The organism is Streptomyces sp. NBC_00376 (assembly GCF_036077095.1).
Taxonomy (GTDB): domain Bacteria; phylum Actinomycetota; class Actinomycetes; order Streptomycetales; family Streptomycetaceae; genus Streptomyces.
On record NZ_CP107960.1, the window covers coordinates 1,764,610 to 1,779,132 of the forward strand.

The following is a 14,523-nucleotide window of genomic DNA, read 5'->3' on the forward strand; positions in this document are numbered from 1 at the left end:
CCGGTCGAGCAGCCCTATCGACCCTGTCGTGGGCGGGTGTCCGCTGGAAGAGTCCATCCCCGGAAGGCACCTCGGGCCCTTCGTCCGGATCCGGCCCGATCCGGACGACGGGCCCTCGTACCGCCGGGCACTCGGACACCGGCCCACCACCGTCGGCGGACACCGCCGGACCTGCGCAGTAAGGATGATCTCGTTGAAATTCGCCTGGGTTGACCTCCGTACCACCGCTGCGGAACAGCGCGAGGCCGTCGTCGACGCCGCGGTCCACGCCCGGCTCGCCGGCGTTCTCGACGACCGCCTGGACACGCTCGCGACGCTGCCTCCGACGGTCCAGAAGGTCCTGCTCGCCGAGCCCGGCGCGGTGTTCCCGCCGGAGGCGGGAGACGTCGCCGACCTCGTGCTGACCCGGATCGCGTCCGCCGCGGAGCTGGACAAGCTGAAGCTGACCGCCGGGGACGCGGCCGGCGCCTTCGTCGAGGTGATCGACGACGCCACCCTCAAGGTGGCCTGCGCCGCCGCCCAGGCGCTGGCGTACACCGTGGTGAGGTTCCGCGACCCGACCAAGATCCCGCTGGAGATCGTGATCGCGGCGGCGGACAAGAGCGCCGGGCGGCTGATCTGCGAGGCGGGCGACCTGGAGGAGGCCGGCATCATCGTCGACGTCCTGGAGAAGGGATCGGACGGCCTGCTGCTCGCGCCCAAGGACGCCAACGACGTCTTCGGCCTGACCGCACTGCTCGGGTCCACCACGCCGGACCTCGAACTGACCACGCTCACGGTGGAGTCGATCGAGCACAACGGCCTCGGCGACCGGGTCTGCGTCGACACCTGCACACACTTCGAGAAGGACGAGGGCATCCTGGTCGGCTCGTACGCGCACGGCTTCGTGCTGTGCGTCAGCGAGACCCACCCGCTGCCGTACATGCCGACCCGCCCGTTCCGCGTCAACGCAGGTGCCCTGCACTCGTACGTCATGGGCGCGGACAACCGCACCAACTACCTCAGCGAGTTGAAGGCCGGCAGCACCGTGCTGGGGGTCACCGCGGACGGTCGCACCCGCCGGATCGTCGTGGGCCGGGTGAAGCTGGAGTCCCGTCCGCTGCTGACCGTCCGGGCGAAGGCCGACGACGGCACCGAGGTCAGTCTGGCCCTCCAGGACGACTGGCACGTACGGGTCCTCGGCCCCGGTGCGGCCGTGCTCAACTGCACCGAGCTGAAGCCCGGCGACAAGCTGCTCGGGTACCTCGCCACGGACAAGCGTCACGTCGGCTGGCCCGTGGGCGAGTTCTGCATCGAGAAGTAGGAGGGCCGGTGCGGGCCCCGGTCCTTCCCGTTCCGCACGGGGGACCGGGGCCCGCACCGGCACGACCCGGCCTCCGGCCGTATCCGGGGGCCGCGCCTGAATCCGAGGAAAGGAAGGTGTGATGACGGGCGAAACGGACTTCGGGACGTGGCTCGGCGGGCTGCTGTCGGACCCTGACCACCAGGGCCGGACCTGGGCCGTGCACGGGCAGACCGCCGTGAGCCGTGAGGCACTGCGGGACGAGGTGTCCCGTGCCCGCGGGATACTGGAGGCGCACGGGGTCACCGCGGGCAGCACGGTGGCCGTTCAGGTGCTGCCGAGCTTCACACTGCTCTGGTCGCTGTTCGCTCTGTGGACGGCGGGCGCGCAGGTGATGCTGCTCGACCCGCGGCTCACTCCGGCCGAGACCGGCCGGCTGCTGGAGCTGTGCGAGCCGCAGTTCTGGCTCACCTCCGGCACGTCCGCGCAGCCCTTCACCCCGTTCCGGGACGGGTGCGAGGTCGTGGTGGAACGCCGGCCCGCCGGCCGGGCCGCGCAGGGCCCCCACCGGCTGATCCAGTTCAGCTCCGGTTCCACCGGCCTGCCCAAGGTGATCGGGCGCACCGGTGATTCGCTGCGCGGCGAGGTGGCCCGCTTCGGGCTGCTGCCGGACATGCCCGGCGCCGGTGAACGCGTGCTGCTGCTCAGCTCGTTGGCCCATTCCTTCGGCCTGATCGGCGGGGTGCTGCACGCGCTGGCCGCGGGCGTCGAGCTGCATTTCGTCGGCAGTCTGCGGCTGAAGGAGCTGCTGCGGGTGGCGGGCGAGCACCGGGTGAACGCCGTGCTCGGCGTCCCCGCCCACTTCGACCTGCTCGGCCGGGTCGCGGAGCCTCCCGCGCTGCCGGACCTGAGGCTCGCCGTGTCCGGCGGGGAGATCCTGCCCGTCGAGACCTTCGACCGCTTCCGGGAGCGGTACGGGGTGCGGATCGGCCAGGCGTACGGCATGACCGAGACCGGCATCATCGCCACCGACCTGACCGGGCGCGACGCGCCGCCGGCGGTGGGAGTGCCGGCGCCGGGCATACGGACCGGGGTGGTCGACGGCACCCTGCGGGTACGGCTGCCCGAGAACCCGTACCTGCACGCCGACGCCGACGACCGGTACGTGGACGGCTGGCTGAGCACCCGCGACCGCTGCACGGTGCGGGCCGGTTCCGGCGTGCTGGAGATCACCGGACGCACGGACACCATGGTGGCCATCGGCGGGCTGAAGGTCGATCTGACGGAGGTGGAGTCGGTGCTGGCGGAGCACACCGCCGTCAGTGAGGTGGTGGTCGTCTACGGCGAGGCCATCGAGGCCCATCTGGTGGTGGAACGGGCCCTGCCCAGAGCCGAGTTGCTGGCCTGGTGCAAGGAACGGCTCAGCCCGCACAAGATCCCCAAGGCGTTCCACTTCCGGACGGGGCTGCCGCGCACCTCCAACGGCAAGCTGGTGCGCAACCGGGAGCTGTTGCACACCGCGCGGGAGCACAGCAGGCGGATGGTGGCCCGATGATCGACCGCAGTGTCGTGGGGAGCGGTCCCGAACCCGTCACGGTGACCGTGGAACGCGGACGCCTTCAGTTCTTCGGCCGGGTCCTGGGGGCGGCCGACGGCGTGTTCGTCGATCCGGCCGCCGCGCGGGCCGCCGGGCACCCGGACCTGCCCGTACCGCCCACTTTCCTCTTCGGCCTCGATCTCGAAGCCGCTCCCGACCTGTTGAACGCGATCGGTGTCGACCTCTCCCGTGTCCTGCACGTGGAACAGGGGTTCACCTACCATCGCACGGTCCACGCGGGCGACCGGCTCACCTTCGCCCCGGTCATCACCGATGTGTACTCCCGGCAGGGCGGCGCGCTGGAGTTCGTCGTGCGCGACACCTCCGTCACCGACGCCGCGGGCGAACCTGTGGCCGAGCTGCACCAGGTGATCGCGGTCCGCCGCCCCGTGCCGGACAAGGAGTCCGCATGACGGGGTTCAGTCTGTCGACGGCCGAAGTCGGCACCGAGCTGCCGGAGTTGCCCGAGCAGCGGATCACCAGGACGCTGCTGGCCCTGTTCGCCGGCGCCTCCGGCGACCACAATCCGATCCATATCGACAGCGACGCCGCGCGTGCGGCCGGGCTGGACGACGTCATCGCCCACGGCATGCTGTCGATGGCCCTGCTCGGGCGGCTGCTCACCGAGTGGGTGCCGGTCGGGGACCTGCTCTCCTTCCGCGTCCGCTTCTCGGCCCCCGCCCCGGTGCACGGGCGACTGCGCTGCACCGGGGTGGTCAAGGCCGTCGAGGAGGCCGCCGGGCGCCACGGCGTCGAGCGCCGGGCCCGGCTCGGTGTGGCGGTCCGGATCGTCGACGGCCCGCTCGCCGTGCGGGGCGACGCGCTCGTCCGCCTCCCGGAGCGCCCCGGGGAGCCGGCATGAGCGAAACCCGCGCGGCCAAGGCCCTGCACACCCGGATCGCGCGGGAGCGCGAGCGCCTCGGCGAGCTCGACACCGCGCTCATCGACTTGATCCGGACCCGCGCCGAGGCCGCGCACGAACTCGAAGAGCTGCGCCGGAAGGCCGGCGGCCCGCGGACCGACCTCACCGGCGAGAACGCGATGCTGCGCGGCTACCACGGCGCGCTGGGACGGCGCGGCGCGTCAATCGCCCTGCTGCTGCTCGAACTCGGCCGCTCCGAGGGGGTCGCCGGCGGCCGCTGAAGGGCACGGATTCCGGGGTACGCAGCGGTGGCCGGCGGATTCTTCCGCCGGCCACCGCTGCGTACCCCGGACCTGGATCTCAGTGCCCCATGCCCAGTCCGCCGTCGACCGGGATCACGGCTCCGGTGACATAGGCCGCCTCGGCCGAGGCCAGCCAGAACACCGCCCCGGCGACCTCCTGCGCGGTGCCGGTGCGGCCCAGTGGCACCTGTGCGACGATCCCCTTCCGCCGCTGCTCGCTGAGCTGTGCGCTCATGTCGGTGTCGATGAGACCAGGAGCCACCACGTTCACGGTGATGCCCCTGGGCCCGAACTCGCGGGCCAGCGAACGGGCCAGGCCGACCATTCCCGCCTTGCCCGCGGCGTAGTTGGCCTGGCCCGCCGATCCGTGCAGCCCGGCGACCGAGGACATGAAGACCATCCGCCCGCGCCTCAGCCGCACCATGTCGGTGGCCGCCTGCCGGGCGGTCCGGAAGGCACCGCCGAGGTTGGTGTCGAGCACCCGCCGGAACTGCTCGTCGCCCATGCGCATCAGCAGGCCGTCCTCGGTGATGCCGGCGTTCGCCACCACCACCTCGACCGGTCCGTGGGCCTCCTCCGCCTCGGCGAAGGCCCTGGCGATCTCCGCGCCGTCCGTCACGTCGCACTTGACGCCGAACAGGCCGTCGGGGGCGCCGGAGCCCCGGTGAGTGACGGCCACCTTGTCCCCGTTCGCCGCGAACCTGCGGGCCACCGCCAGGCCGATGCCCCGGTTGCCACCGGTGACCAGTATCGAACGTGCCATCTGTTCCGCTCCTTCGTCGTGGGACTTCCCGAGGACGCGTCCGGGGCCGGCCGGGCCGGGCTCAGCACGGGTCCTTCAGCGAGGTGTAGGCGCCGCGGTGGTGCACCAGCGGCGAACCGGCCGCTCCGGCCGTGTGCAGTGCGTCGACCCGGCCGAGGAACAGCACATGGTCGCCGCCCGGATAGCGGTGCTCCGTGCGGCACTCCATCGAGAGCACCGCGTCACGGAGCAGTACGTGCCCGCTCGCACCGGCCACGCCCCCGAGCCGCTCCTCGGCACCCCTGCCGTGCGGCCGGTCGTGGGAGGCGAAGCAGGCGGACAAATCGCTCTGATCCGTCGTCAGGACGTTCACGGCGAAACCGCCGACCCGGTCGATGGCCTCGACGAGACGCCCGGTCGAGCCGAGGCTCACCAGGACGAGCGCCGGGTCCAGCGACACGGACAGCAGCGAACCGACCGTCACCGCCTCCGTCTGCTCGCCGCAGCCGACCGTGACCACGGCGACTCCGGTGGGCAGCAGGCCCATCGCCCGGCGGAAGTCGGTCCGCTCCGGCACCGTCCCCCGGTCGCGGTCGTGGCCTGCGGTGGCGCCCGCGCGCCGCGCGGTGTGCGTGGACATGGAACCGCCTCTCGTTTCAGCGCTTGCTGATCAGGCAGGTCAGCCTTGCCGTGCAGGTGAGCCGGGACCGGCTGTCGGTGATCTCGACCTGGTAGGTGACCACCCGGTCGCCGCGGTGCAGCGGCGTGCAGACCCCGGTGACGAGTCCGCTGCGCGCCGACCGGTGGTGTGTGCAGGACAGTTCGAGCCCGGCGACCGCGCCACGGGGTGCAACGTGCATTCCGGCGGCCAGCGAGCCGAGCGTCTCGGCGAGGACGGCGTTGGCGCCGCCGTGCAGCCAGCCGAACGGCTGGCGGTTGCCCGCCACCGGCATGGTGCCGACCATCCGGTCGGCGTCCCACGAGGTGATCTCGATGCCCATCCGGGCGATCAGCTGCTCGTCGGCCAGCTCGGGCGGCACCGACAGGATGCTGCGGTTCGCCGGGCGCCGGGCCGCGCCGGCCCCGTCCGCTTCCACGGCGTTGCTGTTCATCGTCGCCTCTCCAGGGTCGCGGGGCACTCCGCGGGACGCCCGCGGATCCCGTCCGGCGGGGGGCGAAGTCCCCACCGCCGACCGGTGTCCTGCGTACTGTCGCCCGCCCGGCGGGAGCCGCCAAGACCTGATCCACCTGCCCGAATCTCACCGCGGGGGCAGGGGCATCGGGCTGCACCTTCGGTCAGGGCAGTCGGGCCTTATGGCCGGCGACGCACTCCCCCGAGACTTCATCACGGCAAAGGCCGGTCACCACGTGACTCCCGTATCCACAGCCATCGGAGAATCCCTTGGAATCCGCCGCATTCAATTCGTCCACGTCTTCGGGTTCCGACGCGTTCCCGTGGAACGAGTACGTGCGCCGCCTGGGATACGACGGGCCGCTGGAGGCGAGTGCCGAATGCCTGCGGGCATTGTGCTCGGCCCATCTGCTCGCGATTCCGTACGAAATGCTCGACACGCTCGACGGCGAGGTACCGACGCTGGACCTCGCGGCCACCTTCGACCGGGTGGTGCGCCGGCGGCGCGGCGGGACGTGCCTGGAGACCACGCCCCTGTTCGGCGAGTTCCTGCGCACCCTCGGGTTCGGCGTGCGTCTGGTGGCCGGCCAGATGTGGCGGGTCAGCAACGAGTGGTGGCCGCACTGGGACCATCTGGCACTCGTCGTCGAGGCCGAGGGGCGCAGCCGGCTGGTCGACGTCGGCTTCCTGATGCTCTCCCCGCCGGAACCGCTGCTGATGGCCGACGAACCGCAGGAGCAGGGCGGCTGGCGGTTCCGGATGGTGGAACGCGACGGCTACCGCACGGTACTGCGCGCCGGCGCGGACGGGGTCTGGGGGCCGGTCTACCGGATCGGTCACGAGCACCTGGAAGTCGCCGACTACGCCTGGATCGTCGACTTCCACCGCACCAACGAGGACTCCCCGCTCGCGGGGACGGTGCTCTGCTCCCGGGTGCTGCCCGACGGGAAGCTCGTGGTGATGGGCGACAACTTCCTGCGCGCGCGGGACGGCCGGCAGGAGCTGGAGTTCCTCGCCGATTCCGCCGAGGCGGAGCGGGCCCTGGCCGAGGTGCTGCACGGACATCCGCATCTGGTGGAAAAGGCGGTCGCCGCCTGGGAGAAGGCACGGGCGAACCGTCGAGAATCCCGGCGCCGAATCGTCTGATCCCGCGTTCGACTTCTCCATTCCGAAAGTGAGTTGCAGACCAATCATGAATAGTTCGGGCACCGAAGAGCGACCCTGGGGCGTGGGCATCCGGGCCATCGGCCGCTACCTGCCGGAGAAGAATCTCAGCAATGCCGATCTGGAGGAGATCCTCCTGACGCGGGACGACTGGATCCGGGCGAACATCGGCGTGGAGAACCGCCGGATGGCCGCCGAGGGCGAGTGGACCTCGGATCTCGGCACGGCGGCGCTGCTGGACGCCTGCGACCGTTCGGGGATCACTCCGGCCGACGTCGACCTGGTCGTCTGCGGGACGTACACGCCGGACAACATGACGCCGCCCACCGCGATGCTCGTCATCCGCAAGGCCGGTGCGACCGGCGCGACCGGCTTCGACATCAACAGCGGTGCCTGCCCGGGCGGGGTGTTCGCCCTGGACGTGGGCGCGAAGTACGTCGCCACCGGCCAGTTCCGCCGGGTCGCCGTGGTGATGGCGGATGTCAGCACCCGGACGATGGACTGGAAGGACCCCGGGCCGGCGGTCATCTTCGGCGACGGCGCGGCCTGTTACCTCCTGGAGCGCTGCACCCCCGACCGCGGGATCGGCACCACGCTGCTGCGCAGCGACCCGTCCGGCTACGAATCGGTCTGGGTGACCCGCGAGAAGCGCCAACGCCGCGACGGAACCCCCATGAGCAGCGGCTTCGGCGACAACTTCGGCTCGCTGGACGGCAAGGCCGTGCACAGGTTCGCGGTCGGCCGGGTGCCGGGGTTCATCCAGGAGCTGCTGGACACCGCGGGCAGGACCGCCGACGACATCGACCTCTTCGCGCTGCACCAGGCGAACCTGTACATCCTGCAGGGGATCATGCGCGAACTCGGTGTGCCGATGGACCGGACGGTCATCAACATCCAGAAGTACGGGAACACTTCGGGCGCCAGTGTGCCCCTGGTGCTCAGGGAGGCCGAGGAGCTCGGCCGTCTCTCCCCCGGCGACCAGGTGGTGCTGACCGCGTTCGGCTCCGGCTTCAGCATGGGCGCCGCGCTGGTGCGCTGGTGCGGCCCGGAGGACTTCGAGCCCGTGGCGGTCGCGTCGTGAGCACCTCCTCGACCGCGGGCGCCGCGACGTTGCGCGGCGCGGCGACCGCTGTGCTGGGACTCGGTACCTACCTGCCTTCGCGGCCGGTCACCAACGCGATGATCTGCGAGCGGATCGACTCCTCGGACGAGTGGATCCGCAGCCGTTCCGGCATCCGGCTGCGGCACTGGGCCGACCCGTCGGAGACGGTGGAGTTCATGGCCGCCACCGCCGCCGAACGGGCCCTGGAGAACGCCGGGATCACCGCGGACCGGGTGGGCTGCGTCGTCGTCTCGACCGTCTCGCACCTGCACCAGTTCCCTTCGCTCGCGGCCGGGGTCGCGGACCGGATCGGCGCACCGGCCCCCGGCGCGTTCGACATCTCGGCGGGCTGCGCCGGCTTCTGCTACGGCCTCGCCCTGGCCTCCGACATGGTGGCCGCCAAGAGCGCCTCGTACGTCCTGCTGATCGCGGTGGAACGGCTGTCCGAGCTGACCGACACCCGGGACAAGGGCACCGCCTTCCTGTTCGGTGACGGCGCCGGCGCGGTCGTCGTCGGCCCGAGCGGGCAGGCCGGCATCGGCCCGGTCGCCTGGGGTTCGGACGGCTCCCAGAAGGACACCATCCGCCAGAGCGCGTCCTGGAGCGCGCTGCGGGACGCCCCGGACGCCCCCTGGCCGCGGATCACCATGAACGGCCGCGAGGTGTTCAGGTGGGCCGCGTACCACCTCGGCCCGGTCGCCGAGCGCGCCCTGGAACGTGCCGGGGTGAGCACCGACGCGCTCGACTCCTTCATCCCGCACCAGGCCAATGCCCGGATCACCGACCAGCTGGTCAGCGAATTGAAGCTGCCGGACCACGTCTCGGTGGCCCGCAGCATCGAGACCCACGGCAACACCTCCGCCGTGTCCATCCCGCTCGCCATGCAGGAGATGCTCGCCACCGGCGCCGCGACGCCGGGCGGCCTCGCCCTGCTGCTGTCCTTCGGGACCGGCCTCGTCTGGGCGGGCCAGGTGATCCGGCTGCCCTCGGCGCCGGTGACCGCGCCCGTACCGGCCACCGCGCCTCCCGAACCCACCGATGACACCCGTCACGTCCGCTAGGAGACCGACCATGAGCACCGTTCAGAGCGACACCCTGCAGATCCTCAAGGAGATCCTCGACGAGGTCGCCGAGATCCCGGCCGACCAGGTGGCCCTGGAGTCCTCGTTCGTCGACGACCTGGAACTCGACTCGCTGTCGATCGTGTCCGTGTTCGTCCTGGTCCAGCGCCGCTTCGGCGTCGAGGTGCCGAACGAGATCTTCGACCGGCTCAGCACGGTGGGCCGCGCCGTCGCCTACCTGGAGCACGGCGCGATCCCGGAATGAGCCGCCGCCCCGCCCCGACCCGCCGAGCCGGAAAGGCAGTTCATGCATCTCACGCTCAGGCCGAACCGGCAGCCACTCAGGGGTGAGCTCACGGTTCCGCATTCCAAGTACCACGTGCACCGAGCCCTGATACTCGCCTCGCTCGCCGAGGGCACCAGCCGGATCACCGGCGTCTCCGACGCCCGCCATGTGCAGTACACCATCCGGCTGCTGCGCGACCTCGGCACCCGGATCACCGTCGAGGGCGACAGCTATGTCGTGCGGGGCGGTCCCTACCGCCCGCGCCGCGACAGCGTCTCGGCCGGCAGTTCCGGGACCACTCTGTACTTCATGCTGGGTCTCGCCTCGCTCGCCGGCTCCCCCGTCACCGTCACCGGCCAGAAGTACTTCCAGCGCCGGCCGGTGGGTCCGCTGCTGGACGCCCTGCGCGAGCTGGGCGTCCGGCTGGACTCGGCGGACGGCTGCCCTCCGGTGCACGTGCGGCCGGGCCGGCCGTCCGGCGGGCGGGTGGTCGTTCCCGGCACCCTCTCCCAGTGGGTGTCCGGACTGGTCCTGCTCGCCCCGTTCGCCACCGGGCGCACCGTCATCGAGGTGCGGGGCCAGGTCAACGAGCAGCCGTACATCGAGCTGACGGTGGCGATGATGCGCCGCTTCGGTCTGCGGGTGGACGTCTCCGACGACTGGCGGCGGTTCGAGATCGAACCCGGCCAGCGGGCCGTCCCGACCGATCTGACGATCCCGCCGGACCTCGGCTCCGCCGCGTTCGGCATCGTCGCCGCCGCCCTTCACCCCTCCGACGTACTGCTGCGCGGCATCACCCGGCTCGACGGCGACCCCGTGGACCACCCCGAGGCGCGTTTCCTCGACGTGGTCGGGCGGATGGGCGTGCCCATGGAGCTCGACGAACGGGCGGGCGGCCTGCGGATACGCCATGACGGCGTCCGGCTGCGCGCCACCACCGTGGACTGCCGGGGCATTCCCGACATGCTCCCGGCGCTCGCCACGCTGGCGACCTTCGCGGCGGGCGAGACGGTCTTCGAGCACATCGGCCACGTCCGGCTCAAGGAGTCCGACCGGGTCGCGGCGATGCTCCAGCTCAACAGCATGGGCGGCGACCTCCGCGTGGCGGGTGACCGGCTGCTGGTCCGTGGGGTGAGCGGGCTGGAGGGCGCCGGGCTCTCCTCGTACAACGACCACCGGGTGCTGATGTCGCTCGCACTGGCCGGCACCAGGGCCCGTGGTACCAGCACCCTGACGTACCCGCGCGCCTACCGGATCTCCTACCCGGCCTTCCTGGACGACATGACCGGCCTCGGGCTCCGGATGTCCGTCGGATCGGCCGCGCCCGCCACCCCGCCGCAATCGCTGCCCGACCTGCTGCGGCACTGGGCCCGGCAGCGGCCGGACGCCACCGCCGTGGTGGACGTGCGCCGGGGCGGCGACACCTCGCTCACCTGGCGTGAGCTGGACCGACGGGTGGACCGGGCGGCCGCGACCCTGTTGTCCCTCGGCGTCGAGCCGGGCGAACCGGTTGCCTACCAGCTGCCCAACTGGGCCGAGTTCGTCGAGGTCTCGCTGGCGGTGCTGCGGATCGGTGCAGTCTGCTGCCCGCTGATGCCGATCTTCCGCGAGCGTGAACTGGCCTTCGCCCTGAGGCGCTCCGGCGCGCGGGTGCTGCTGGTCCCCGACCGCTTCCGCAACCGCGAGCACGGCCGGGAGACCGCGGCCTGGCTCGCCGAGGACCCGGCCGCGCGGGGCGCGCTGCGCCACGTTTCGGTGGTCTCCGCCGACCGTGCCCCGGTGGAGCTGCCCGCCGAAGGCGCGGGACTCGGCTGGTCGGACTGGAACGCCACGGTCACCGCCGCCGAGCCGGACCCCGCGGCGCTCGCCGGCCGCGGCCCCGCTCCCGACGCGCTCGCCCAGTTGCTCTTCACCTCCGGCACCACCGGCGAGCCCAAGGGCGTGCTGCACCGCCACGACACCCTCGCCCACGCGGTCCGCCTCCAGATCGAACGGCTGGGTCTCGACGACAGCGACGTCGTCCACATTCCTTCCCCGCTGGCCCATCAGACCGGCTTCCTCTACGGCATGTGGCTGGGCGTAACGCTGGGCGTGCCCCAACTGGTGCAGGCGCAGTGGGACGCCGGGACGGCCCTGCGGGCGTTGCGCGAGCACCGTGGCACCTTCGTCCAGGCGGCGACCCCGTTCCTGGCCGACCTGGTGCGGGAGGTCACGGACGGCCGGCCGGTCCCGTCCACGCTGCGGATCTTCGTGGTCGCCGGTGCCGCCGTGCCGCGCCATCTCGCCGAGCGGGCGACGCGGGTGCTGGGCGCCTCCGTGTGCGGGGCGTTCGGCACCACCGAGACGTGTCTGGGGGCGCTGTCCGCTCCGGACGACGAGCCCTCGACGACGTGGGGTTCCGACGGCCGCGCGATGGACGGTGTCCGGCTGCGGGTAACCGACGACACCGGCACGGTGCTCGCGGCCGGCCACGAGGGCAATCTGGAGATCCACACCCCGACGCCCTTCGTCGGCTATCTCGACCGCCCCGACCTCACCGCCGAGGTGTGGACCGGGGACGGCTGGTACCGGACCGGTGATCTCGCGGTGATCGGTGCCGACGGCTGCCTGCGGATCACCGGCCGGGTCAAGGACGTCATCAACCGGGGCGGCGAGAAGGTCCCGGTCGCGGAGATGGAGGAACTGCTGCACCGGCATCCCTCGGTCGACGAGGTGGCGGTGGTCGGGATGCCCGACGAGCGGCTCGGCGAACGTGCCTGCGCCTTCGTCGTGCTCGCCGAGGGCGGCGACCTCGATCTGGACGCGATGCGCAAGTACCTGGAGCAGCACCGGGTTTCCAAGCACTACTGGCCGGAGCGGCTGCGGCTGGTGGACCGCCTGCCGCGCAACCCCGCAGGCAAGGTACAGAAGTTCGTCCTCCGGCAGCGGGCCGACGCCCCGCTCCGGACCGTCCCCGAGGAGCAGCACGCATGAACGCCACAGACGTCGCCCCCCGCACACCGGCCCTCGACCCGGCGGTGTTCGCGCGGCTCCGGGCCGAGATCGCCGAGTACGTCGCCGGGCCCGCCGAGGCGTGGGCCGACCGGATCGAGTCCTCGGGCACGGTGCCGGAGGATCTGTGGACCGAGCTGCGCGAGCGCGGCTATCTGTCGCTGGCCGCGCCACCCGAGTACGGCGGGCGTGGCGTCTCGTTCCCGCAGTGGATGGAGCTGATCGAGCTGTTCGCCCGCTCGCACGCCTCGATCCGGATGATCGTCCACGTGGTCAACGGCACCTGGCGGGCGATGGACGGGTTCGCCACCCCCGAGCAGCGCGAGCGGTTCGTGCTGCCTTCGGTCGCGGGCCGGATCAGGGTCGCCTTCACGCTGACCGAACCGCAGGCCGGCTCCGGCGCGGACCTGCGCTCGACCGTGGTCAGGGAAGGCGACACGTACTACCTGACCGGCGCGAAGCACCTGATCACCTTCGGAGTGCGCTGCGACTACTGGCTGCTGGCCGCGCGGGTGGCGGGCAGCAACGGCCACGAGGGAACGGTGGCGCTCATGGTGCCGCGCGACGCTCCCGGAGTGACGGTCGAGGACACCTCGCAGACCATGGGCGTGGTGGGCACCGACCACGCCCGGCTGACCTTCGACCGCACTCCCGTGCCGGTGGCCCACCGCCTCGGCGCCGAGGGGGACGGCCTGGCGGTCGCCCTGGGCGGTTTCCTGACGCCGTCCCGGATCTCGGTGGCGATGAGCTGTGTGGGGCTGGCGAGCCGGGCCCAGGAGCTGGCGCTGGAGTACGCCCGCGGCCGGGTGACCTTCGGCAAGCCGCTGACCTCCCGTCAGGCCCTGCAGTTCATGCTCGCGGAGAACGAGGCCGATATCGAGGCGAGCCGTCAGCTGGCCCTGCACGCGGCGCGCCGCTGGGAGGCAGGCGGGCGGGACGCGGCGAAGCTCTCCTCGATGGCCAAGCTGACGGCGGTCGACATGCTCACCCGGGTCACCGACAAGGCCCTTCAGGTGCACGGGGGTTCGGGGTACTGGAAGAGCAGCCCCATCGAGCGGGTCTACCGGGACGCACGGGCCCAGCGCTTCGAGGAGGGGACCAACGAGATCCAGAAGGCGGTCGTGTTCCGGGAGCTCCTGAGCGGTGCGGAGGCCGGCCTGTGAGCCCCGTCGCCGAACAGTTCAAGGACCGGATCGTGCTGATCACCGGCGCGTCCAGGGGGATCGGCAGGGCGCTCGCGCTGACCCTGGGCCGGGGCGGTGCCACCGTGGTGGTGAACTACAAGAAGAACGCCGATCTGGCGGGCAGGACGGTGGCCGATCTGGAGGAGGCCGGCGGCCGGGGCCTCGCCGTGCGGGCGGACGTGGAGTCGGTGGAGGGCGTCGAGGAGCTGTTCGCGACGGTGCGGGCGGAGTTCGGGCGCCTCGACCACTTCGTCTCCAACGCGGCGGCCGGCGCGTTCAAGAACATCATGGATCTGAAGCCGCACCATCTGGACCGGTCGTACGCGATGAACCTCCGGCCGTTCGTGCTCGGCGCCCAGCAGGCCGTCCGGCTGATGGACGACGGGGGGCGGATCGTGGCGCTGTCGAGCTACGGGAGCATCCGCGCCTATCCGACGTACGCCGCGCTCGGGTCGATGAAGGCGGCGCTGGAGTCCTGGGTGCGTTACATGGCGCTGGAGTTCGCTCCGTACGGCGTCAATGTGAACGCGGTGAACGGCGGGCTGATCGATTCGGACTCGCTGGAGTTCTTCTACGGCGTGCCCGGCATGCCCAGCATGGACACGGTGCTCGACCGGATCCCGAAGGGCAGGCCCGGCAGTGTCCAGGAGGTGGCGGATGCGATCGCCTTCCTGCTCTCGCCCGCCTCGGAGTACGTCACCGGGCAGACCCTGGTGGTGGACGGTGGCCTGAGCGTGGTCGCCCCGCCGTTCTTCGCCGACGCCTCCGCACCGCTCAGCCTGCCGCCGCGGCCGGTCCGGGAGGGCTGAGAAGGCACC

14 protein-coding genes and 1 pseudogene are annotated in these 14,523 nt (G+C 71.9%); 12 read left to right on the forward strand and 3 right to left on the reverse strand.

What is annotated here, in order from left to right; genetic code table 11:
- The first annotated feature begins 193 nt into the window (after positions 1-193).
- From OG842_RS07915 to OG842_RS07935, 5 genes are all read left to right on the forward strand, one after another.
- Positions 194-1,303 (forward strand): 3-dehydroquinate synthase II, encoded by a 1,110-nt coding sequence (locus OG842_RS07915; RefSeq protein ID WP_266728777.1) that lies wholly within the window; start codon positions 194-196, stop codon positions 1,301-1,303.
- Positions 1,304-1,424: 121 nt separating this feature from the next.
- Positions 1,425-2,837, forward strand: coding sequence for a class I adenylate-forming enzyme family protein (locus OG842_RS07920; protein ID WP_266728779.1), 1,413 nt, complete (start codon positions 1,425-1,427; stop codon positions 2,835-2,837).
- Positions 2,834-3,292 carry a MaoC family dehydratase N-terminal domain-containing protein gene (locus OG842_RS07925; protein ID WP_266728781.1) on the forward strand — a complete coding sequence of 153 codons (459 nt, stop codon included), beginning with the start codon at positions 2,834-2,836 and terminating at the stop codon, positions 3,290-3,292. The genes OG842_RS07920 and OG842_RS07925 overlap by 4 nt, the downstream gene beginning before the upstream one ends.
- Complete coding sequence (locus OG842_RS07930) at positions 3,289-3,741, forward strand: MaoC/PaaZ C-terminal domain-containing protein (protein ID WP_328512145.1); 453 nt, start codon at positions 3,289-3,291, stop codon at positions 3,739-3,741. The genes OG842_RS07925 and OG842_RS07930 overlap by 4 nt, the downstream gene beginning before the upstream one ends.
- Positions 3,738-4,022 carry a chorismate mutase gene (locus OG842_RS07935; RefSeq protein WP_328512146.1) on the forward strand — a complete coding sequence of 95 codons (285 nt, stop codon included), beginning with the start codon at positions 3,738-3,740 and terminating at the stop codon, positions 4,020-4,022. Before OG842_RS07930 ends, OG842_RS07935 begins: the two co-directional genes overlap by 4 nt.
- A 79-nt stretch (positions 4,023-4,101) precedes the next feature.
- On the opposite strand, the gene fabG is transcribed toward OG842_RS07935, so the two are convergent.
- The 3 genes from fabG to OG842_RS07950 form a co-directional block, all read right to left on the reverse strand.
- Entirely contained in the window at positions 4,102-4,806 is a 705-nt protein-coding gene (gene fabG, locus OG842_RS07940; RefSeq protein WP_266728787.1) for a 3-oxoacyl-ACP reductase FabG, read from the reverse strand.
- A 61-nt stretch (positions 4,807-4,867) separates the two neighbouring features.
- Complete coding sequence (locus tag OG842_RS07945; protein WP_266728789.1) at positions 4,868-5,425, reverse strand: flavin reductase family protein; 558 nt, start codon at positions 5,423-5,425, stop codon at positions 4,868-4,870.
- A gap of 16 nt (positions 5,426-5,441) precedes the next feature.
- Positions 5,442-5,897 (reverse strand): PaaI family thioesterase, encoded by a 456-nt coding sequence (locus OG842_RS07950; protein WP_266728790.1) that lies wholly within the window; start codon positions 5,895-5,897, stop codon positions 5,442-5,444.
- A 290-nt stretch (positions 5,898-6,187) separates the two neighbouring features.
- Here OG842_RS07950 and OG842_RS07955 point away from each other — a divergent pair, with 290 nt between their 5' ends.
- The 7 genes and pseudogenes from OG842_RS07955 (at position 6,188) to OG842_RS07985 (ending at position 14,514) form a co-directional block, all read left to right on the forward strand.
- Positions 6,188-7,063 (forward strand): arylamine N-acetyltransferase family protein, encoded by an 876-nt coding sequence (locus OG842_RS07955; protein WP_266728792.1) that lies wholly within the window; start codon positions 6,188-6,190, stop codon positions 7,061-7,063.
- Positions 7,064-7,109: 46 nt separating this feature from the next.
- Positions 7,110-8,162, forward strand: a complete 1,053-nt coding sequence (locus OG842_RS07960) for a 3-oxoacyl-ACP synthase III family protein (RefSeq protein WP_266728794.1) — start codon at positions 7,110-7,112, stop codon at positions 8,160-8,162.
- A pseudogene (locus OG842_RS07965) lies at positions 8,159-9,169 on the forward strand (beta-ketoacyl-ACP synthase III); the annotation flags it as partial. The gene OG842_RS07960 and the pseudogene OG842_RS07965, both read left to right, overlap by 4 nt.
- Before the next feature lie 85 nt (positions 9,170-9,254).
- Positions 9,255-9,509, forward strand: coding sequence for an acyl carrier protein (locus tag OG842_RS07970; protein WP_266728798.1), 255 nt, complete (start codon positions 9,255-9,257; stop codon positions 9,507-9,509).
- A 42-nt stretch (positions 9,510-9,551) separates the two neighbouring features.
- Positions 9,552-12,503, forward strand: a complete 2,952-nt coding sequence (gene aroA, locus OG842_RS07975) for a 3-phosphoshikimate 1-carboxyvinyltransferase (RefSeq protein ID WP_266728800.1) — start codon at positions 9,552-9,554, stop codon at positions 12,501-12,503.
- Positions 12,500-13,684: an acyl-CoA dehydrogenase family protein gene (locus OG842_RS07980; protein WP_266728802.1), complete on the forward strand. Its 1,185-nt coding sequence runs from the start codon at positions 12,500-12,502 to the stop codon at positions 13,682-13,684. Before aroA ends, OG842_RS07980 begins: the two co-directional genes overlap by 4 nt.
- Complete coding sequence (locus tag OG842_RS07985; protein ID WP_266728804.1) at positions 13,681-14,514, forward strand: SDR family oxidoreductase; 834 nt, start codon at positions 13,681-13,683, stop codon at positions 14,512-14,514. The genes OG842_RS07980 and OG842_RS07985 overlap by 4 nt, the downstream gene beginning before the upstream one ends.
- Positions 14,515-14,523: the final 9 nt, after the last annotated feature.

Excerpts from the sequence above, each read along its gene's own strand:
- OG842_RS07920 (WP_266728779.1), top strand. The coding sequence starts at position 1,425 with ATGACGGGCGAAACGGACTTCGGGACGTGGCTCGGCGGGCTGCTGTCG.
- OG842_RS07925 (WP_266728781.1), top strand. The coding sequence starts at position 2,834 with ATGATCGACCGCAGTGTCGTGGGGAGCGGTCCCGAACCCGTCACGGTG.
- OG842_RS07930 (WP_328512145.1), top strand. The coding sequence starts at position 3,289 with ATGACGGGGTTCAGTCTGTCGACGGCCGAAGTCGGCACCGAGCTGCCG.
- OG842_RS07935 (WP_328512146.1), top strand. The coding sequence starts at position 3,738 with ATGAGCGAAACCCGCGCGGCCAAGGCCCTGCACACCCGGATCGCGCGG.
- fabG (WP_266728787.1), bottom strand. The coding sequence starts at position 4,806 with ATGGCACGTTCGATACTGGTCACCGGTGGCAACCGGGGCATCGGCCTG.
- OG842_RS07945 (WP_266728789.1), bottom strand. The coding sequence starts at position 5,425 with ATGTCCACGCACACCGCGCGGCGCGCGGGCGCCACCGCAGGCCACGAC.
- OG842_RS07950 (WP_266728790.1), bottom strand. The coding sequence starts at position 5,897 with ATGAACAGCAACGCCGTGGAAGCGGACGGGGCCGGCGCGGCCCGGCGC.
- OG842_RS07960 (WP_266728794.1), top strand. The coding sequence starts at position 7,110 with ATGAATAGTTCGGGCACCGAAGAGCGACCCTGGGGCGTGGGCATCCGG.
- OG842_RS07970 (WP_266728798.1), top strand. The coding sequence starts at position 9,255 with ATGAGCACCGTTCAGAGCGACACCCTGCAGATCCTCAAGGAGATCCTC.
- aroA (WP_266728800.1), top strand. The coding sequence starts at position 9,552 with ATGCATCTCACGCTCAGGCCGAACCGGCAGCCACTCAGGGGTGAGCTC.
- OG842_RS07980 (WP_266728802.1), top strand. The coding sequence starts at position 12,500 with ATGAACGCCACAGACGTCGCCCCCCGCACACCGGCCCTCGACCCGGCG.